Below are 17488 nucleotides of genomic sequence, written 5' to 3' on the forward strand. Positions count from 1 at the left end.
GTCGTTTACAAAACTCACCCCGCTTTCCGTCCCATCATCCCGTAATGCACCGCCAACAAATCCAGCCCGACCTTCAGCAGCTTGACCACCACATCGCGGCCGTCGCCGGTGCGTTCGGCGATGGCCTTCACCGACTGGCCTTCGAGGCAGATTTTTCGGACCACCTCCGCCACCTCCCAGTGGGCGAGCGCGGCCGCAGCGTGGGCGTGCGCGCGGCCGGCTGAGAGCACGCGGTCGGGCACGCCGCCGCCGACGCGGCCGCCGTCGACGCGCTCGCTCCAGGATTGCGGCTGCAGGCCCTCGCGGGCGGAGCGCTCGAAATCGTCGCGAAAACGCTGGCCTGCCTCGCGTTGCTGGCGGGTGAGCGATGTGATGCCGGTGAGCGGATCGACATTGCGCAGGCGCACGATGCCGCCGGTCGAGGTGTAGCCGCCGTTCGACACCTGGTAGACGCGGCGCGCCTCGGCCGTGCCGGGGGTGAGGCGCTGGCGGCCGAAGGCGTCGGGCTTCAGCGCGAAGTCATGGCCGATCTCGCGGCGGATGCGCACCTGCTCGGCCTCGCCCTTGGGGAGTTTCGGGGGTTGCGGTTTCTTGGCGGCTTTGCGGGGCATGGGCGGTGTCCTTTGTGGTGGGTGGTGTGAGTGACCAACGGGAGAGGCTGCGTTCCTTCGCGCCCCCCTCTGCCCTGCCGGGCATTTCCCCCACTTGGGGGGAGATTGGCAGCTTGGGCGCCCCCGCTCAGACCTGCGAGGGTGGAGGTTGGCGAAAGCGGTGGCGAAGTCTGATCTCCCCCCTTGTGGGGGAGATGTCCGGCAGGACAGAGGGGGGCGCTGTCCCGCCGGCATATCGATCATTGTCGGCTCCCCCCTCCGTCGCGGCTGCGCCGCACCACTAGCCGGGGCGAACCACGGGTCTCGCCCGTCCTTCGGACCCCCCACTTCGCGGCGGCGAAGAAATGAGCGCCCGCTTCGCCAACAGCTCCCGCATCAGCCGCCGTTCCCGCACCTCGATCGAAAGCTGGGCGCTGGACGGGCAGAACTGGGCGTTGTCGACCTTCGCCTCGCCGCGGATGAAGCGCTGGATCGCGGCTTGCACATCGGCAAGCTCGGCATCTTGCACGGCTGCGAGATAGCCGCGCAGCTGCATCTCGGCATCAGCGAGCGCGGATTGCGGGAAGCAACTGAACATCGCGGCCAGAGCTTTCGCCGCCTGCTGCAATTCGGCTGCGGTCATTGATCTCCTCGATGATGGCGTTGGCGGCATCGACATGGGTCTTGCGGCGATGCCAGTTCTGTCCGGCTGAACGGCCCGAAAATGATTTCTCGTTCTTTTGCCGCGGAGCGGCAGCCCGGGAAGAAAACGCCAGGGCGTTTTCTCCCGATGGATCTATGGCTATTGGATTGTTGGATTCTGGATTCTTGGATTCTGGACTCTGGGGCTTATCCTCCCCCTTATCCCCTGACTTAACCCGCCGCTTATCCAAGCGCGAAAACGTCCTTTCTTTCGAAAGGCTTGGGTTGCCGCCCTTGAGGCCGTTGCGGCGCACCACACGCGCCTTACGCGCGTCCGCGATCATGCGCCGGGAGTAGATGCGGCCATGCCGGTCTCGCGAGAAGACGCGGTTCTGCTCGAGCTCGGCAAGCAGGCGTCCCAGCTCCATTTCTGTGCAGCCGGCAAGGCGCGCGAGCGCCGCCTCCTCCAGCCCCTTGCCGGCGATGGCGACATAGCCAACCGGCTCGTGCGCGGCGGCAATGCAGAGCATCCGCATCCACAGGCCTTGGGCCGCCAGCGAGCAGAGGCGCAGGTTCGGATCCGACTCCCAATCCGACCAGAAAAACTTCGACCAGGTCGTACCGCTCATGGGATTGCCTGATGAGAGGCCGGGCAGCGGCAGGTGGCTAATCTCCCCCCTTGCGGGGGAGATGGCCGGCAGGCCAGAGGGGGGTGCTGTCCCGCCAGCCTATCCGCTCTGCTTGTCCTCCACTTTGCCCATTGTACTGCTGTCGTACCTTGAAAGGATTGGCGAGGCTGGCGTTCCTTCACACCCCCCTCTGTCCTGCCGGACATCTCCCCCGCAAGGGGGGAGATTGAGCACTCCGCCGCCGGCGCCTTCATTGTTGCCACTCTCACATCCCCCTCCCGCGATGGCCGTGAAACCGCGCATGATGATGCGCGCAGTAGGAGCGCGTGGCCGACGTCGGCAGGCCGCAGCAGAGCATGTCGGGACCGGGGCGCGCGCCGACAGGATCCTCGTCCGCCTCCTCGCGCAGCGCGAGATCGATCGGCGCGCGGCAGCGCTTGAACAGGCAATCGAGGAAGCGCATCGCCGCGACATGCGGCTGGCGCCCGGGGTTTACCGCGGGCGGCGGCGCGGGGAGCTTGTAGAGCTGGACGTCGGACTTTTCGCGGGTGCCGGGGGAAAGCCAGGCGGGCGGCATGCTGCGCGCGGGTTTGCGGGCTTTGGATTTTTTGGGTTTGGATGGAGTGCGGGCATCCGGCTCCGTGGATAGCTCAACAGCCGATAGGTTGGCGGGACAGCACCCCCCTCTGCCCTGCCGGGCATCTCCCCCGCAAGGGGGGAGATTGGCAGTTGCGGCGCCGGCGCCCTCAATCAGTTCGGCATGCCTGGAAAGCGCTGCCGGCTCGGAGAGCGTGACACCTCCAGCCGCCACCCTGCCCCGCCGGCCCGGCCGGTCCGGCCGTGCATGTTTCCGCGGCCTGCCGCCGGCGCGGCCACCCTTCGGGTTGGCGAAGCCGATGGCACGAAGGCCGGCGTTGCGGTGCACGATACCGATAATGGCGTTGCGCGAGACCGGGCTGCCGCGCAGCGCGCTGAAGCGGCCGGCGATGCGGGAGGCCGATAGCCCCTCCTTCAGCCAGGCGGCGATCTCGTCGATTTCCTTTTCGGTGTAGGCGGCAGCCATGTCTCATTCCATTGCTTGCGAAGGGTTGCGAAGCGCTCGGCATGTGGCCAAGCGCCAGGGTTCGGCCGCGGGGCCGTTGGTCAGGTCCGGGGAAAGGTTGAGATCAGGCGGCGCCGGGCGCCGCACCAAGCAGGCGAAGAAGGGCCGCCTCGGCGGCGGCCCGGGTCAGGCCCGACACCGCCAGGCCCGCCTTGCGGTCGAACAGGATGACGGTGCCGTCCTCGGTGCGGATGCAGGAGACGAGCCGGCCCGAATTGGGGGCCGGAGCCGGGGGAGGAGCGGCTCCGGCCGTTCCGGTGAACCGGGGTGCGGGCGGTTCGACCGGATCCGGGGCAGAGGCCCCGGAAAGCGTCCGGACCGGGGAGGAGGACGGCCCGGACGATTGGAATTCGACAGGCGAGGCAAGCGCGTTCATGCCGCCTCCGCTTGCATGGCGGCCGCGGCGCGATGGCCCGCCAGCCATTCGTAGCTGATACCGGCAATGCCGCGCCTGCGGCTCGCGGCCACCACATGCGGCCAGTGCTGCGGCGCGATGCGGCCGCGACGGCGCATCTGGCGGGCGGCTTCATAGCCGCAGCCGACATCTGCGGCGAAGGCGCCGATACTCTGCCAGGAATCAATTAGCCCCGATATGCTCGTGGGCAGCCCCGAGATGCTCGTTGGCAGCCCCGAGATGCTCGCGGGCGGCCCCGGCACATTCGCGGCGAAGATGCTCGCAGGGAATGCGGAAACGCTTGCGGTAGGCTCATTCATGCGCTAAGCGTACGTTATGTACGAATGACGCGCAAGCGAAATCGTACAATTTGGACGATAATTTTCAGGCATTTTGTACGATGATGGATTCTCGGCACAGATTGCAGCAAGCGCGCGCCCAGGCCGGCTATGCCTCGCCCAGCGATGCCGCTCGGGCCTTGCGCGACATCAACAAGAACACGCTTATCAGCCATGAGAACGGCAACCGGCCGCTGTCGCGCAAGGCGGCGGAGAAATACGGCCGGCTGTTCGGCGTCGACCCCGGCTGGCTTTTGTTTGACGTCGACGGCGCCGAAGCCGCGCCTGTGCACCTCGCCGCCTCGCCCATCACCATCGACGTACCGATCGTATCGTGGATCAGCGCCGGCGAGCTCGGCAGCCAGGACAGCGTGGTCAACCTTTCGGACTATCCGACGATCCCCACCGCCGATCTCGAGGAAGGCGAGTGGATTGCGCTGCGCGTCGACGGACCGTCGATGAACAAGATCTCGCCGCCGGATTCGATCATCTTCGTCAACCTGCGCGACAAGCGGCTGGTGACCAATGGCTGCTATGTGATCGCCGACGAAACTGGCCGCGCCACCTACAAGCGCTACCGCCCGAACGACACCCCGCCCTTCCAGCCGGCGTCCTATCTCGACATCCCGCCGCCGGAGCTCGAAGGGGCGATCACCATCATCGGGCGGGTCAAGCGCTCAATGATTGATATGTGAGAGACAATCTCGCTGAGAAACCACCGCTCAACGAAGAACAAGAAGAACTTCGCGTTGCCAGGCTTTGAGGGTTGCGTTCTTTGGCCGAGAGCGAGCACAGGATAGCGTTCGCAATTTCTGCTTGCATTTCGGAACAAAAACGGAACTATATAGGCAATTGCAGCCGCTGCCGCGGCAACTCCGGGGGGAGGATCAAAACATGTCACGCCGCACCGGCGCGTTCACCCGCGCATTCGTTGCATGGCTTTCATTTGGCCCGCTTTTGGCGCCGGCGGGAATAGTGGTGACGCTTGGCGGGCTTCGCAGTCCGGCCCTCGCAGAGAGCAAGGATTACGCTACTTGCTTCAGCGACGGCGCCCTCTCCGCCGACCAGCAGATTAGCGCCTGCACGCCCATCGCCGAGGACAGCGCCGAGATTCCCGATCTTCGCGTTAACGCCTATTTCTGGCGTGGCCTGGCTTACACGCAGAAGAACGATATCGACCGCGTCATCGCCGACATGACCGAGGTGCTCGCGCTTGATCCGACATACGTGCCCGCCTTTACCAATCGCGCCATTGCCTGGGAGAGCAAGGCAGATTTCGAGCGAGCCGTCGCGGACTACACTCGCGCAATCGCGCTCACGCCGGACGATGCCAACCTCTATGCCGACCGCGCCAGGGCACTCAACAAGAAAGGCGAGCACGACCGTGCGATTGTCGAATGCGACAAGGCGATCGACATCGATCCCGCCAACGAGATGGCCTATGGCGTGCGCGGCGTCGCCTGGGAGGACAAGGGCGACGCCACGCGGGCCCAAGCCGACTATGACAAAGCAGAGAGCGTCCGCGCGGACCCCATCACGCCTTACCATGACCGCGCACTTTCATGGATCGCCAAGGGCGAGCGCAGGCGCGCGGAAGCCGATTGCAAGCACATCGCCGGCGTCGATGCAGACAAAGGGCGTGATTGCTCACGCCGGATCGCCGAGGCTTTTGGCGAGCCGCGCGACGGAGGTGGCGAGAAAACCGCCACCGCCCAAAATGCGGTCGGCATAGAATGGCAGGAAAAGGGCGACCATACCCGCGCCATCGCCGCATTCGACGAGGCGATCCGGCTCAATCCAGCAAGTTCCGCATTCTACTTCAACCGCGCCAAGAGCTGGGGCTTAAAGAAGAATTATGCCCGCGCTATCGCCGATCTGGATGAAGCCGTACGCCGCGACCCGGCCAACGCCCCGGCTTACCGCGTGCGCGGCATGACTATGGCTCGAGTCGGCAATTCGAAAGAGGCGCTTGCCGATCTCGACAAAGCGATTTCCATCAGTTCCGACGATCCAAAATCGTATTTCGAGAGGGCGCTTGTCTGGGAGGCGAGCGATCCTGATAAGGCAATAGCGGACCTGGACAAGGCAATCGCGCTCGACCCGGCCAACGCGGACTACCGAAAGGAACGGCTGAGCGTCCAGATTGGCAAGCGCAGGGCCGAGGGGCAACCCGTGCTGCAGTCACCGGGCGCTACGACCAGTCAGGCTCATGTCCCAATCCCAGCTGAGCCGCAGGCGGCCAAGCCTATCGCGCCTCCCACGTATGAGCCGCCGCAACTCTATGCCAAGCGCGACAATTCCGCCGCCATCGACTGGAATATGAAATCGGGGTTGCAGCAGATGCAGGTCGACCCCAAGGGCGCGATAGATACATTCAGCTTTGTCATCGGCCTCGATCCCTACAACGCCGATGCCTACTACCACCGATCCATCGCGGAGGCCTTGCTTGGCAATTTCGACCTCGCCGTCGGCGACTGCCGGCGAGCCGTCGAGCTCGACCCGAAGCGGGCAGGCACGTGCAGGGAACACCTGCCCGGCGAGCAAGGCAAGCCGACCGCCGCGAAGCCAGGCAGGGATCCGGCGACCGCCAGGATCCTGCTCGAGCGCGCCCAGATGCGGCTGTCGAAATATGGCGTGGACGGCGCATTGCTCGATTTCGACAAGGCCATCAGCCTCGATCCCGAAAACGCCGACGCCTATTTCGGTCGCAGCCGCGCCCGGATGCTCAAGGGCGATCAGGCCGGCGCGGCAGTCGATTGCCGGCGTGCCATCGAACTCGACCTGAAGCGGACTGGAAGCTGTGACGAGCAGGCTGCCGTTGGCGAAAACAGGCCGGCGCCGCCAGTGGGCATGCAACAGTTGCAGCCCTCTGTTGCGGCCGCCGTTGAAACCTTGGCCAAGCAAATCGGCCAAGGCAAAGCGAGCCCAACGCGAATACTGTCCGCTTCAAAGATGCTGGAGGCGGACGAGGCGACCGACCCACGTGTCCTGAGCGCCGTGCAGAGCGGCGACACCTTTTCCGACGCGGGCAAATATGACCATGCCATCGCAGAATATGAGAAGGCGATCGCGCTCGACCCCAGTAGCCCATTCGCCTATTTCGGCCGCGGCAAGGCCTTGGCCGCCAAGCGCGCCTACGACCTGGCGATCGCCGACTACGATCGGGTGATCCAGCTCGTTCCGGATCTGGTCTCGGCCCATATCCGCCGGGGGATGGCCAAAACCATGTCGGGCGATGTCGAGGGCGCGCTTGCCGATTGCGGCCATGCCGCCACGCTCGACCCGAAGGCGCGCGACGCGTTCTTTTGCAAGGGCATGGCCTGGCACGCCAAGGGCGACGGCGGGCGGGCGATCGCGGCCTATTCATTAGCGATCGCGATCGATCCGAAAGACGCCGCCAGCTATTATGGGCGCGGCATGGCACGGGCCGACAGGAAGGACTATGACGGCGCCATCGCCGATTTCGACCGGGCAATCGGCCTCGACCCGCACAATCCGGATTACCTGGTCAGCCGCAAGGCGGCCGACGCGGCAAGAGGAAAAGGCGATGTCGCGGCCGAAGCCGGCGGGCCTGATCCGAAGAAGCTCAAGGCTTTCATCGATCTCGGCGATGCCCTCTACAAGAGGCACAAATATGATCGCGCCATTGCCGAATACAGCAAAGCCATCACGCTCGATCCGAAAATGGCGTCCGCATATCTGGGGCGCGGCATGTCGCTGGTAGCGAAGGGCAAGTATGACGCGGCCATCGATGATTACGGCAAGGTGATCGAACTCTATCCTGCCTACGTCGAAGCTTACCTCGGCCGCGCCGTCGCCTGGAGCAAGAAGAACGAACTGGATCGAGCGATCGCCGATTTCAGCCGCGCGGCCAAGATCGACCCCAGTTCTGCGCCAATCTATTTCGGGCGTGGCAGCGCCTGGCTCGCCAACGGCGATTACGACCAGGCGATTGCCGACTACGACCAGGCGCTCAAGCTGGATCCAAGGCTGGCCCTAGCCGAGGAGGGCCGCAAGCTCGCCGTGGCGGCCAAACGCAAGTCAGCCGGAAGCGATCCTGTCGGCTCTGACCAGAGCAAGTTGAAGACCATCGTCGACCACGGCTACGTCTGGTACAAGAAACGCAAGTATGCACGCGCCGCCACCGCGTTCGAACAGGCCATCGCGCTCGATCCGAAAAACCCCGCCGGCTATCGCGGACGGGCGATGGTCCGCACCGACACCCATGACTATGATGGCGCCATTGCCGATTTCAGCAAGGTCATCGAACTCGCGCCGAAGAGCAGCGATGCCTATTTTGGGCGTGCCGCTTTGTGGGGGAAAAAAAACGAGCTTGACCGGGCGTTAGCCGACTATGACCGAGGCCTCGAGATCGATCAGAGTTGGAGCATGGCCTACTACGGACGGGCAACCAAAAGGCTGGAGAAGGCCGATTACGAGGGTGCGATGACAGACTTCGACAAGGCGATCGAACTGGATCCCAAAGTCGCGCGCTTCTACATCGATCGCGGCTTTGCCTATGCGGCAAAAAAGGACATCGACAGCGCAACGCGAGACTTCAACAAGGCGATCAGCCTGGACCGGAAGAAGAGCGCTGGCGCCCATTTCGGTCTAGGTGCAATCAAGGAAAGCCAAGGCGACCACGATGGCGCCATCGCCGAGTACAGCCGCTCTATCGAGATCGACCCGACATATGCCGACGCCTACGATTTGAGGGCACATTCCTGGAGAGCTAAGGGCGATTTGAAGCGCGCCGAGGCCGACCGCAAGAAGGCGCTGAGCCTCGGACTGAACTAGACAGGCATTTTAGAGGGGCGGATGTCGCGTTGGAAATGGTTGCAGGTGGAGGCGGTCGTCCCCTTTGAGCTTCGTTGAGGCAAAAGTGCTACCAGCGATGTTCGGTGGCGGCAGATATCACCATGAGTCGGTGGCGAAGCCGCCCCAGCCTGTGACCACCGCCTACATCGATGCCTAGATCCGGAAGCAGGATCTCCAGATCGTTGAGGCTATCGCCCGCGAGTTTCCGGACGACTAGGATGCGATGCTGCGCAAGATCACTGCCGCCGCCCAGACCGGAAGCCAAACAGAAGTGCGCAATACCAGCAGACAGGCCGTCGCCGATCTGCGGCACAGATATGCACCGCTCCTGCCTTCAGCGCCGGACAGCGCGGTCTCGCAAGCGCTTTCGGGCAACTCGACATGCTCAATCATGTCATGGCGCGCGAAACGCCGGCCACCTGCAACAGTTACCTGCGCTATGTCTCGAAGTATGGCCTTTCCTTCAGCGCCTTGCCGTTGCGGTCGAGCAGAATTCCCGAGGCAAACAAATACCCGCCCATCGCTTCCATCTTCGCCATGTCCATGGTGCCGATGGCGCCGTTAGCACCCTTCAAAAAATGCCGGTCGTTCAGCGCCGGGTTGGTGAGCGTGTCCTTGTTCGCCGCGATCAGCGGGTCGCCTGCGTGCTTCGCGCGGTCGACGGCGAAGGCGTAGCCGGCCCGCGTCCCTCGAAAAAAGCAGCGGCGGCTTGTCGGTTGGCGCCAAGGAACGCGTTTCCGGAAATGATCAAGGTAGTGTGCTCGTCCGGCAGCCGTAATCGGCGTAACGGAAGCTGCGCTGCTCCAAGCTTCCAAGCCCGGCCTCAACGCCTTCCAGGTCGAGTCTTCGGGCGTGACGTCGACCGCACCGGGCAAACCGTTTCCCCAATCCGCAGAAGAGTGGCCCATCTCTCTTAGGAGATGCCGGTCGTTATAAGATTTTTACCAGTTTCTTATAACGCTCTTGAAATCTCGCCGAATAAGGCCCAGTTATAAGAAAAATGCAGGTTTCTTATAACGCTGCGCACGCCCGGGAGCGGCCATGAAGACCATCGATCTTGCCTATCGTACCCTCTATGCCGAGCTGGTGCAGCGCAGCCTGGATGCCTCCTTCGAGACCGATTTCTCGACGGCAGGCAATTTCGTGCGCGTGCCGGTGAAAGGCCGCGACTACTGGTATTTCGAAGAGACGCGGCCGCAAAAGTCCAGGCGCTATGTCGGCCCGGCGGAAGATCCCGAGATCGCCAAAAGGGTCGCGGCCTTCAAGGAGATCAAGGACGATCTCAGAGCTCGCCGCAAGCTGGTCTCCACGCTGGTTCGCGACGCCGGCCTGGCGGCGCCCGATGCTTTCAGTGGCGACGTCGTCGAGGCGCTGGAAAAGGCCGGGCTCTTCCGCCTGCGCGCGGTGCTCGTCGGCACCGTCGCCTTCCAGACCTATGCAGGGCATCTCGGCGTCAAACTGCCAGGAGCCGCGCTGCAGACCGGCGATGCCGACTTTGCCCAGTTCCATTCCGTCTCGGCCGAAGTCGACGACAGCATGCCGCCGCTCATCGAGGTGCTGAAGGCGGTCGACCCGACATTCCGGGAAATCCCGCACCGAACCGATGCGGGGCGCACGACGCAGTTCGAGAATGCTTCGCGCTACCGCATAGAATTCCTCACTCCGAACCGAGGCAGCGACGAGCATGCTGACCATGCCAGCCCGATGCCGTCGCTGGGCGGCGCCTCGGCGCAGCCCTTGCGCTTCCTCGATTTCCTGATCCGAGACCCGGTGCGGGCAGTGCTGCTCCACCGCTCCGGCGTGCCGGTGCTGGTCCCCTCTCCCGAACGCTTTGCGGTCCACAAGCTGATCGTCGCGGCGCGACGCGCGGGAAGCGCTGCCGCCAAGCGGGAAAAGGACCTGCATCAAGCGGGCCTGCTGGTCGAGGCGCTCGAGACCACGCGTCGGCGAGACGACCTCGCCCATGCCTTCGCGGAAGCGTGGAACCGGGGCGAAGCATGGCGTGAGGCGCTGCGCAAAGGCTTGCAACTGCTTCAGCCGGACAGGCGCGAGATGGTGGACCTGGTCCTCGGCAGGGCGCTCGACGAAGCGCGCATCGAGCTCGACGGTTTCATGAGACGGTCCAGGTGAGGTATCGTTCAAATTGTACGAAACCGGTCTTGACCGTCTTTCGTACATAAAGTACGATATTGCCGTTCGTTGAGGGGATGTTCTTGAACACCGCGAACCATGCCGCTTTCGCCGACCTTTCCCGTCCATTGCTCTCGCCTTTGCCGCTCGCCGAGCGCGAACGCCTGGCCGGCGCGTGGCGCATGGCCAGCCAGGACATCGCCGACGACATCCGCTTCATCCGGCAATATCTGAAGGTGATCGCGGAGAAGGACGACCGGCTTTCGACCGGCACGCTGGTGCACGGCCGCGCCTATGTCGAGGCCTGCGCGGCCTGGCTGCCCGAAACGATCGCGCGATATTTGAGGAACCTCAGGCTGATCAGCGAATGCGAGTGCGCGATGACTGCGGCGGCCGTGCGCTTTGCAAAATCGAGCGATGCCTGGGAGTGAGATGTCTTCCTTCTTCGCGGAGGAAGACCACCAATCGCGACGAGACAGAGGGGGCGCGAAGGAGCGCGGCGACGGAACGGTTTCCGCCCGCGCCGGGTGCAGAGAATTCCATTTTGCAACCTTCGGATGCACCTCGACAAATGTATCGTTTCACACAATTGCCAATTGGTGGACGTGGGCGAGCGGCCGGTAGTTAATTCCTTTCGGGCGAAGGAAGGCATAGTCGCGTACCAGGGAGGAACTCGTTTGATAGACCAGCAAATCGACATCGGCGCACCAGCCGACGATCAGCCTTACGAAGTCACCTCATTCGCCAGGAAGCATGGGCTGACGATCCCGATCGCGGACGCGGTGCTTTTTGCCAAGGGTCCGTCGCCGTCGCGGGCGGCCTGCGATACCGCCGCGCTGGCTTTCCTCTGCGCCGTTGCGCAATACGCCAGAAAACAAGGGAGGCGATAGCCGTTTAGCCTCCACCTCCGCGCCCTAAATCTTCGGGCGCGGGCTTGCTACATTTCGATTGTGCGGATGGCAGCGGCGGAACGGCCGCTGGGGTCAGGTCTTGGCTTTCGGCTTGGCAGGAGCCTTGGCCTTGGCGGGGCCTTTGGCGGGCGTTTCGGCCTTGGCCGACTTCGGCTTGGCGGCGGCCGTCTTTTTGGGCGCGGCCTTGGACTTCGGCTTTACTTCGGCGTCGATCTCGGCGGCCGCCTGGTCCCAGTGCTCCATATGCGCGCCTTGCGGCCGGCCGGCCTGCTCCCAGATCTCGTGCGCCCGCCGGCGAATGCGTTCCTGCCTGTCGTCCGTCACTGTCGCCTCCTTTGAGTGGGGCCGCTCCCCGACGGAAACATAGCTGAATTTTCCGGTGGCGTCTTGCGCATCGACGCGTAGGTGCCTGAACTTCGGCAGCGATTTCTTCAGTGCACGTCGGAGACGATCGCAACGCCTAGATACGCCGCCTTCTTTGTAATCAATGCGGCTAAATCGGCGTCAGAGCGTTCGGTTCCGGTGCGCCTGCGCAGCAGGCCAATCGCTTCCTTCATCGATAAGAGGCCAGTGCGGCGTTCGGCCAGAAGCTGGTCGACCGCCTTTGCACAGTCGACTGATTCGACATGGGGGTGATGCATGGCTGCGACTCCTTCCTAGGAGCCGGCATCCCCCCGCCGGCATGGCGGGAGGATCGGGGCTCGTAAGCGTAAGATCACTCGATGACGTGGATGACCCTGCGTGTACCAGGATCGATCAGGACAGTGCGATCGTTGACCACGGCATATCTGTACTGAACGTCCGGCACCTCCCGCAGCTCGACCGTGTCAGGCACCGTCGAGCCGACGCCCAGTTCCAGCCCCAGTATGTTGACCGAGGCGATCGGGTGCTTGTGGACATATTCCTTGACGACAGTCTGCTGCTCCGGCGTGACGATGATCTGGTCCGCAGCGGCAAAGCCTACGCCGGCGATCAGAGCAAGGCCGGCAACAGCAGGAATAAGGGTGCGTTTCATCATAAGTCTCCTGTTGTGTTGGCGAGCTCCGCCCGCCTCCGCCGTCGCGGAAACCTGGCAGGTCGAACATAGGAGCTCCCGGGGCAAACGCGTGCATTGGGGTCTTGTTCCGTCTGCGGCGCCTAATTGATTGTTGCCGGCGGAACCGCCGGGGCAGCTTCGCATTGTTTGAATTGAATAAATTCGACCAGCAAAGGCCCGCCATGACTGCAGTTCACATCACAAGCGACATGCCGCTCCGCGCGCCGGTGGCGATCGCAGTCGGGGCCGGTTTCAAGCGGGAGATCGCTTCCCTGGCGGCGATGCAGAATTTCCTCAAAGAATGGCCGCCGGCAATGCGCGGCGACTGTTATGCCGCGGCCGTGCAGACCTGCGAGGCGGCGCGGACAGGCGAGAGGAAACTCGGGGAAGCGCGGCAGGCCTTCGTGGCATTCGCTCAGAAGGCCGGCATTCTGTGGACCGGCGTCGACCCCGTCACCGCGCTACGCGAAGCCAAGATCAGACGTCTCAAGGCCAAGAGCATAAGCCAGCAGCGCCGGCAATGGCCGCTGGCGTGACAGGCTGCTGAAGTCCGGGCCTATAGGATCGGGCTTATCGAACCAAGCATCATCGAAAAAGCCCTCGCGGCCGAAGGCTTTTGTCGCGTAGCGCCGCTCACTGCCGCCCAGTGCTGGACGGCAGCCAGTCGACATCGATAACGGCTGTCAGTTCAGCGAAGCTTCGCACGACTCGGTGAGGAAAGATGCGGCGATCAGATCGTCCGCATCGATGCGTAGGGAGCCATCGCCGCCCCCCATTATGGCCGCGACCTTCTGGAAGGTCTTTATTTCATGTGCGGTGATGTGGGCGTCTTCCATCCTGGCCCGCAACTCGGCGACGCGCATCCCGAGCGAGCGGGATGTTCCGATTTCTCGTTTCGACATGTTAACTAGTCCTCCTCGCCCCTGCCCATGCCTGTTCGCCGCCGCCCGATTCTGGCTTTCTGCCACCGGTTTGTGTTGCCTATGAGACAGGTTTGTTTCTGCCACTGGTTTGTGTTGCCTATGAGACAGATTTGACCCAAAGCGCCCAACTTGGGTGTGGGTCAAAGGTTCCGTTAGGATATCGTAAATTAATAATTTTCCGTTAACCGCCCGCCGCCGTGACCGGCGGCGGGCCATCCGTTCGGCCGATTACGCTATCGGTTAATTGAGCACCTTGATGATCTTGCGCGTGCCGGGGTCGACGATCACCGTCCGGTTATCGACCACGACATAGCGATATTTGACGTTCGGCACCTCGTGCAGTTCGACCGTCTCGGGAAGCGTGCTGCCGATGTTCAGCTCGATGCCGGGAACCTTCACCGAAGCCAGCGGCTGCTTTTGCACATATTCCTTGATGACGGTTTCCTGCTCGGGCGCGATCACGACGGTGTCCTGCGCAGCGACGGCGCCAGCGCCGGCGAGAAGCAGGAGGGCCGCGGCGGCGGTGGTGATGTGCATTTTCATGGTCGTCTCCTTTGTGTGGTCAATCGCCTCCTCTGCTGCGCCTGCGATTTCCACAGCCGATCGGCACCGTCCTAACGCCGAGGACCGCGGCTTGTTCCTGCAAAATTCCGCGCATCCGCCGGCGTAAGAACGCCGCCGCCGCTTGGCAAAACAATCTCGGAACAATGCCTTCCAAGTCGTGTTTAACCAACGAAGGGACCGACTTTCCGAGGAGAAATCAGATGAAGCATCTTCTGATCACGAGCATGATCGCGCTCGGCGTTGGTTGCGGCGCCGCGATGGCGCAGACCGAGTCCGTGCAGCCGAGCGGCGGCGATAGTTGTGCCGCCGGCCAGGCCGACTGCCCGAAGGGCGGCAAGGCTGGCGAGCAGGCCCAAGGCAAGATGAAGTCTCAGACCGAGCAGAATGCCCAGGGCACCACCAAGATGAAGACTGAGCAGAATGCCCAGGGCGAGGCTGGCACCAGCACCGAGCAGAACGCCGAGGACAATACGCAGCTGAAGAAGAAGCAGCAGGCGCAGGGCAAGGCCGACACAAAGACTGAGCAGAACGCTCAGGACAATACCACGCTGAAGAAGAAACAGCAGGCCCAGGACAAGACCGGCACCAGCACCGAACAGAATGCTGACAGCAACACAAAGGTGCAGACCGAGCAGAATGCTCAGGGCAAGACCGGCACCACCACCGACCAGAACGCCCAGGGCACCACCAAGATGCAGACCGAGCAGAACGCTCAGGGCAACGTCCAGACCGACCAGGACAAGACGGCCTCGATCACCAATGTGACGGTCGAGCAGCGGACGCAGATCACGCAGATCATCCGCGAGACCAACGTCCAGCCGGTTCGCGATGTCAGCTTCGACATCTCGGTCGGGGTCGAGGTTCCGCGGCAAAAGATCCGGCTGCATCGCCTGCCGGCCCGCATCGTCAAGATCGTCCCGGCTTACGAAACCTATATGTATTTCGTGCTGGCCGACGGGCGCATCGTGATCGTGGATCCGGACACCTACAAGATCGTCGTGATCCTGGAGGCCTGATCCAGACAGCATTTCAGACAGGAGGCCTGCCGTGCCGCATGGCATGGCGGGCTTTTCTTATGTCGCTTCAGCCGCGGGCGCAAACGCCCCTCTCCCCGAGGCCGGGGCAGCCCCATCAAAGCCTTATCGCCCGCCCTCACCGGAACACAGCCGTCGGACTGAGGTCTGGTTTGGCAGGGCATTGGTCCCCCTCTCGAAACATACAGGCAGTTATCTTGTTGGATCATGACTGGCGAGCATAGGTCCCTTCATCGTCGGTTGTTGTTGCACCCGCCGCTACCTGCGATGCGGCGGGTGCTCCTTTTGGGGGTGCTGCATGCAACTCGGAGAGATCATTGCGAACCTGTTCGCCGCCGTTCTTCTGATCTGCGTTGTGGCGCTTGTGTTCTTCGCAGGCGGCAGGCCACTCTGGCCGGATCGCGAGGCCAAGATGGTCATCCTCTTGCCGCCGGATGCCATGAGAACGGGATCGGTCAGGGCGCTGGCGCACGTTCGCCTGCCCGACGCCTTCGATACAAGAATGGTGCAGCCAAGGCCCCAATCCCGATAGCCGGTGGGCCAGCCCCTAGCCGGCCGCGACGTGATCCGGCCGAAATGGGGGTCAGAGCTAACCCTCCACTTCTTTCGCGGAAAGGCGGAGAGGCCGGCCTCCCGCCGATGAAGGGACGTGCTCGGCGGGCGGGCACTGCGGCGATCGTCAGAGGGCGTCAGCTCAGCAGCATTGCGGCAGCGGCGAAGACGATGCGCGTTCCAAAAGCAGGCGCAACAAGCCAGCGCGCCGCGTAGACGCTGCCGTCCATTAGCTACTCCTGATCATCGTTCCGCGAGGGAACGGAATCGGCCTCGGCTGGGTTCCTCAGGCGTAGGTCCTTCGGCGGGCCGGAATTAAGACCTATGGCAAGGGGTCTGCGTGAAGTCTTGCGATCCTGGCGGAAAAAGTGCAAGGGTCAAAATGGGTAGAGCAATGGGCGAGATCGTCGAAGACCCTAACTGGTCGCGGCGCTCGGTTGGGCAAATGTATTTTCCGCAGTTTCTTGTGGGAATGACGGCAACGCTTCTGGTGGTTCTCGGCTGGACCTTCATGTCCACCGGGTCCGTCTGGCAGTCGCTTGGCTGGACGTTCCTGGCGGGCGTGGTGCTGCAGGCAGGCTACTTCGTGGCCGTGCTGTGGCTCGTGCAAGCCGAAGGCCGGGCCACGGGCGAGAGCAAGGCGAGCGACGCCGGCGCCCCCGCCAAGCCCGGCCCGTTCGAGCGCGACGGCATCGTCCACGCGCTGATCTCGCGGCTGTTCCCGAGGCTGCTGCCGTAAGGCGGCTCAGCGTCCGGCCGAAGCCCCAACGCCGTCATCGTTGGGCGTAGCGACGCGAAGCGGAGCGAAGACCCGAGAACCCACGCTGTGACCTCGTCGAGGAACGCAGCGCGGCGGAATTCTCAACCGTCGTAACGCTCTGAGCTTACGGCCTGCAGTCTGCGCCGCGTCGCTTCGCTCCCTGCTCCGCCACAGGATGACGTGCCAATCTTGGCCGCGTGCGATCGAGCAATTGAGCGCGTCGCACTGGGCCGGTTCAGGCGACGCGCTGTTGGGTGCACCGTTACTGCGCCGGAGCAACCGTGGCCGAGCGCACCGTCTCTGCGGACGAGAAGACGATGAAGGCAAAGGTCAGCACCGCGGCGGCGACGATCAGCGAGCCGATCGCCACGACCGGCTCGATCTCCGGATGGCCTGCGGCCAGCATCCAGTAGAGCGCCGGCAGCATGATCACGAGGCCAACCGTGTAGAGACCGTAGTGGATCATGGCGATGCGGCGCTCGGCCTTGGCCGGATTGAGCGCGTAGTAACCGCCGAAGATCGCGCTGGTCACCCAGCCGAGAAGGTTGATGTGGGCGTGCGCCGGGAAGGCGCCGTGGTCGCCCGAAATCGCCATCTGCAGCCCGGCGCCTATGCCCAGGATGAGAAAGACGATGGCCGTCTTGAAGAAAAGCTCCGAAACCCGTGGCATTTTGTTGTCCTCCCAATGCCCTGTGAAATCCTTCACCCGCTAAGTCTACACACCGCAATGCATATTAGCCACACGACAGCGACGTTTTGGTGTGCATTGCGCACAGCGTCAGGCGAGGCAAAAAGACTCGCAAGGTCGGCGGCGGCGGGGCAGCGCTCCCGGGCCTGCAGTTGTTTTCCCCAATGCAGGGCGGCTCGCAAAAGAAATTGCCCGTTCCCCATTCCAACGCCGGCTTTTATATCGTAGCACGACATTCACAGCGAGATCTCGGGGGTGGCAACCGGGGGCCGGGAGCTGACCACGCAGCTCCCGGTCAAACTCGTTTTCGGCGCGCCGATTTTCGACTACCCGGTCTGCGTCACCGCCGTCGGTTCTGCCACCGTTTCAAACACGTG

The 17488-nt window shown here is 63.3% G+C and carries 23 protein-coding genes; 9 read left to right on the plus strand and 14 right to left on the minus strand.

Annotated elements, in window-relative coordinates:
* Positions 1–14: 14 nt before the first annotated feature.
* The 6 genes from P9230_RS25010 to P9230_RS25035 all read right to left on the minus strand — a co-directional run bounded on the left by P9230_RS25010 (position 15) and on the right by P9230_RS25035 (position 3677).
* A complete protein-coding gene (locus tag P9230_RS25010; protein ID WP_278120986.1) occupies positions 15–611 on the minus strand; it encodes a DUF6456 domain-containing protein in 597 nt (198 codons plus the stop codon).
* A gap of 280 nt (positions 612–891) precedes the next feature.
* The gene (locus P9230_RS25015; RefSeq protein ID WP_278121077.1) at positions 892–1233 is read right to left on the minus strand and encodes a hypothetical protein; all 342 of its coding nucleotides are present in this window, start codon (positions 1231–1233) and stop codon (positions 892–894) included.
* Positions 1154–1861 carry a hypothetical protein gene (locus tag P9230_RS25020; RefSeq protein ID WP_278120987.1) on the minus strand — a complete coding sequence of 236 codons (708 nt, stop codon included), beginning with the start codon at positions 1859–1861 and terminating at the stop codon, positions 1154–1156. Before P9230_RS25020 ends, P9230_RS25015 begins: the two co-directional genes overlap by 80 nt.
* 265 nt (positions 1862–2126) lie before the next feature.
* Entirely contained in the window at positions 2127–2924 is a 798-nt protein-coding gene (locus P9230_RS25025; protein WP_278056760.1) for a GcrA cell cycle regulator, read from the minus strand.
* 103 nt (positions 2925–3027) lie between these two features.
* Entirely contained in the window at positions 3028–3339 is a 312-nt protein-coding gene (locus tag P9230_RS25030; RefSeq protein WP_067001068.1) for a hypothetical protein, read from the minus strand.
* A complete protein-coding gene (locus P9230_RS25035; RefSeq protein WP_278120988.1) occupies positions 3336–3677 on the minus strand; it encodes a hypothetical protein in 342 nt (113 codons plus the stop codon). Before P9230_RS25035 ends, P9230_RS25030 begins: the two co-directional genes overlap by 4 nt.
* A gap of 80 nt (positions 3678–3757) precedes the next feature.
* Here P9230_RS25035 and P9230_RS25040 point away from each other — a divergent pair, with 80 nt between their 5' ends.
* Together P9230_RS25040 and P9230_RS25045 are read left to right on the plus strand one after the other, a co-directional pair.
* Positions 3758–4390 (plus strand): S24 family peptidase, encoded by a 633-nt coding sequence (locus P9230_RS25040; RefSeq protein ID WP_095828668.1) that lies wholly within the window; start codon positions 3758–3760, stop codon positions 4388–4390.
* A 199-nt stretch (positions 4391–4589) separates the two neighbouring features.
* Positions 4590–8492, plus strand: coding sequence for a tetratricopeptide repeat protein (locus tag P9230_RS25045; RefSeq protein WP_278120989.1), 3903 nt, complete (start codon positions 4590–4592; stop codon positions 8490–8492).
* Positions 8493–8580: 88 nt separating this feature from the next.
* On the opposite strand, the gene P9230_RS25050 is transcribed toward P9230_RS25045, so the two are convergent.
* Both P9230_RS25050 and P9230_RS25055 read right to left on the minus strand, forming a co-directional pair.
* On the minus strand, positions 8581–8826 hold the full coding sequence (locus tag P9230_RS25050; protein WP_278120990.1) for a hypothetical protein: 246 nt from the start codon (positions 8824–8826) through the stop codon (positions 8581–8583).
* Positions 8827–8950: 124 nt separating this feature from the next.
* Positions 8951–9388, minus strand: a complete 438-nt coding sequence (locus tag P9230_RS25055) for a hypothetical protein (protein WP_278120991.1) — start codon at positions 9386–9388, stop codon at positions 8951–8953.
* Positions 9389–9554: 166 nt separating this feature from the next.
* Between P9230_RS25055 and P9230_RS25060 the strand changes: the two genes are divergently transcribed.
* The 3 genes from P9230_RS25060 to P9230_RS25070 all read left to right on the plus strand — a co-directional run bounded on the left by P9230_RS25060 (position 9555) and on the right by P9230_RS25070 (position 11533).
* Positions 9555–10643 (plus strand): GSU2403 family nucleotidyltransferase fold protein, encoded by a 1089-nt coding sequence (locus tag P9230_RS25060; protein WP_278120992.1) that lies wholly within the window; start codon positions 9555–9557, stop codon positions 10641–10643.
* Between the two features lie 83 nt (positions 10644–10726).
* Positions 10727–11074: a hypothetical protein gene (locus P9230_RS25065; protein WP_278056581.1), complete on the plus strand. Its 348-nt coding sequence runs from the start codon at positions 10727–10729 to the stop codon at positions 11072–11074.
* A gap of 126 nt (positions 11075–11200) precedes the next feature.
* Positions 11201–11533, plus strand: coding sequence for a hypothetical protein (locus P9230_RS25070; protein WP_278086806.1), 333 nt, complete (start codon positions 11201–11203; stop codon positions 11531–11533).
* 93 nt (positions 11534–11626) lie between these two features.
* Here the strand turns inward: P9230_RS25070 and P9230_RS25075 are convergent, their stop codons facing one another.
* From P9230_RS25075 to P9230_RS25085, 3 genes are all read right to left on the minus strand, one after another.
* Positions 11627–11878, minus strand: coding sequence for a DUF2934 domain-containing protein (locus P9230_RS25075; RefSeq protein ID WP_278120993.1), 252 nt, complete (start codon positions 11876–11878; stop codon positions 11627–11629).
* Positions 11879–11985: 107 nt separating this feature from the next.
* On the minus strand, positions 11986–12195 hold the full coding sequence (locus P9230_RS25080) for a hypothetical protein (protein ID WP_067001047.1): 210 nt from the start codon (positions 12193–12195) through the stop codon (positions 11986–11988).
* A gap of 74 nt (positions 12196–12269) precedes the next feature.
* On the minus strand, positions 12270–12569 hold the full coding sequence (locus P9230_RS25085; protein WP_067001089.1) for a DUF1236 domain-containing protein: 300 nt from the start codon (positions 12567–12569) through the stop codon (positions 12270–12272).
* Between the two features lie 203 nt (positions 12570–12772).
* Between P9230_RS25085 and P9230_RS25090 the strand changes: the two genes are divergently transcribed.
* Positions 12773–13126 carry a DUF982 domain-containing protein gene (locus tag P9230_RS25090; protein ID WP_278120994.1) on the plus strand — a complete coding sequence of 118 codons (354 nt, stop codon included), beginning with the start codon at positions 12773–12775 and terminating at the stop codon, positions 13124–13126.
* A 147-nt stretch (positions 13127–13273) separates the two neighbouring features.
* On the opposite strand, the gene P9230_RS25095 is transcribed toward P9230_RS25090, so the two are convergent.
* Both P9230_RS25095 and P9230_RS25100 read right to left on the minus strand, forming a co-directional pair.
* Positions 13274–13492: a hypothetical protein gene (locus tag P9230_RS25095; protein WP_067001044.1), complete on the minus strand. Its 219-nt coding sequence runs from the start codon at positions 13490–13492 to the stop codon at positions 13274–13276.
* A gap of 261 nt (positions 13493–13753) precedes the next feature.
* Positions 13754–14056, minus strand: coding sequence for a DUF1236 domain-containing protein (locus tag P9230_RS25100; RefSeq protein WP_067001081.1), 303 nt, complete (start codon positions 14054–14056; stop codon positions 13754–13756).
* A gap of 221 nt (positions 14057–14277) precedes the next feature.
* On the opposite strand from P9230_RS25100, the gene P9230_RS25105 reads away from it, so the two are divergent.
* The 3 genes from P9230_RS25105 (at position 14278) to P9230_RS25115 (ending at position 16402) form a co-directional block, all read left to right on the plus strand.
* On the plus strand, positions 14278–15093 hold the full coding sequence (locus tag P9230_RS25105; RefSeq protein ID WP_067321677.1) for a DUF1236 domain-containing protein: 816 nt from the start codon (positions 14278–14280) through the stop codon (positions 15091–15093).
* Positions 15094–15409: 316 nt separating this feature from the next.
* Complete coding sequence (locus P9230_RS25110; RefSeq protein WP_067321681.1) at positions 15410–15643, plus strand: polymerase; 234 nt, start codon at positions 15410–15412, stop codon at positions 15641–15643.
* A 414-nt stretch (positions 15644–16057) separates the two neighbouring features.
* A complete protein-coding gene (locus P9230_RS25115; RefSeq protein ID WP_278120995.1) occupies positions 16058–16402 on the plus strand; it encodes a hypothetical protein in 345 nt (114 codons plus the stop codon).
* Between the two features lie 283 nt (positions 16403–16685).
* Here the strand turns inward: P9230_RS25115 and P9230_RS25120 are convergent, their stop codons facing one another.
* Positions 16686–17093, minus strand: coding sequence for a hypothetical protein (locus tag P9230_RS25120; RefSeq protein WP_067321684.1), 408 nt, complete (start codon positions 17091–17093; stop codon positions 16686–16688).
* Between the last annotated feature and the right edge of the window lie 395 nt (positions 17094–17488).

It is taken from the genome of Mesorhizobium sp. WSM4887 (assembly GCF_029625865.1).
In the GTDB taxonomy this organism is placed as follows: domain Bacteria; phylum Pseudomonadota; class Alphaproteobacteria; order Rhizobiales; family Rhizobiaceae; genus Mesorhizobium.

Coding starts and splice junctions, on each gene's coding strand:
- P9230_RS25035 (WP_278120988.1), bottom strand. CDS start 3,677: ATGAATGAGCCTACCGCAAGCGTTTCCGCATTCCCTGCGAGCATCTTC.
- P9230_RS25100 (WP_067001081.1), bottom strand. CDS start 14,056: ATGAAAATGCACATCACCACCGCCGCCGCGGCCCTCCTGCTTCTCGCC.
- P9230_RS25115 (WP_278120995.1), top strand. CDS start 16,058: ATGGGCGAGATCGTCGAAGACCCTAACTGGTCGCGGCGCTCGGTTGGG.
- P9230_RS25105 (WP_067321677.1), top strand. CDS start 14,278: ATGAAGCATCTTCTGATCACGAGCATGATCGCGCTCGGCGTTGGTTGC.
- P9230_RS25080 (WP_067001047.1), bottom strand. CDS start 12,195: ATGCATCACCCCCATGTCGAATCAGTCGACTGTGCAAAGGCGGTCGAC.
- P9230_RS25025 (WP_278056760.1), bottom strand. CDS start 2,924: ATGGCTGCCGCCTACACCGAAAAGGAAATCGACGAGATCGCCGCCTGG.
- P9230_RS25010 (WP_278120986.1), bottom strand. CDS start 611: ATGCCCCGCAAAGCCGCCAAGAAACCGCAACCCCCGAAACTCCCCAAG.
- P9230_RS25090 (WP_278120994.1), top strand. CDS start 12,773: ATGACTGCAGTTCACATCACAAGCGACATGCCGCTCCGCGCGCCGGTG.
- P9230_RS25045 (WP_278120989.1), top strand. CDS start 4,590: ATGTCACGCCGCACCGGCGCGTTCACCCGCGCATTCGTTGCATGGCTT.
- P9230_RS25120 (WP_067321684.1), bottom strand. CDS start 17,093: ATGCCACGGGTTTCGGAGCTTTTCTTCAAGACGGCCATCGTCTTTCTC.
- P9230_RS25030 (WP_067001068.1), bottom strand. CDS start 3,339: ATGAACGCGCTTGCCTCGCCTGTCGAATTCCAATCGTCCGGGCCGTCC.
- P9230_RS25085 (WP_067001089.1), bottom strand. CDS start 12,569: ATGAAACGCACCCTTATTCCTGCTGTTGCCGGCCTTGCTCTGATCGCC.
- P9230_RS25095 (WP_067001044.1), bottom strand. CDS start 13,492: ATGTCGAAACGAGAAATCGGAACATCCCGCTCGCTCGGGATGCGCGTC.
- P9230_RS25020 (WP_278120987.1), bottom strand. CDS start 1,861: ATGAGCGGTACGACCTGGTCGAAGTTTTTCTGGTCGGATTGGGAGTCG.
- P9230_RS25060 (WP_278120992.1), top strand. CDS start 9,555: ATGAAGACCATCGATCTTGCCTATCGTACCCTCTATGCCGAGCTGGTG.
- P9230_RS25015 (WP_278121077.1), bottom strand. CDS start 1,233: ATGACCGCAGCCGAATTGCAGCAGGCGGCGAAAGCTCTGGCCGCGATG.
- P9230_RS25070 (WP_278086806.1), top strand. CDS start 11,201: ATGCACCTCGACAAATGTATCGTTTCACACAATTGCCAATTGGTGGAC.
- P9230_RS25040 (WP_095828668.1), top strand. CDS start 3,758: ATGATGGATTCTCGGCACAGATTGCAGCAAGCGCGCGCCCAGGCCGGC.
- P9230_RS25110 (WP_067321681.1), top strand. CDS start 15,410: ATGCAACTCGGAGAGATCATTGCGAACCTGTTCGCCGCCGTTCTTCTG.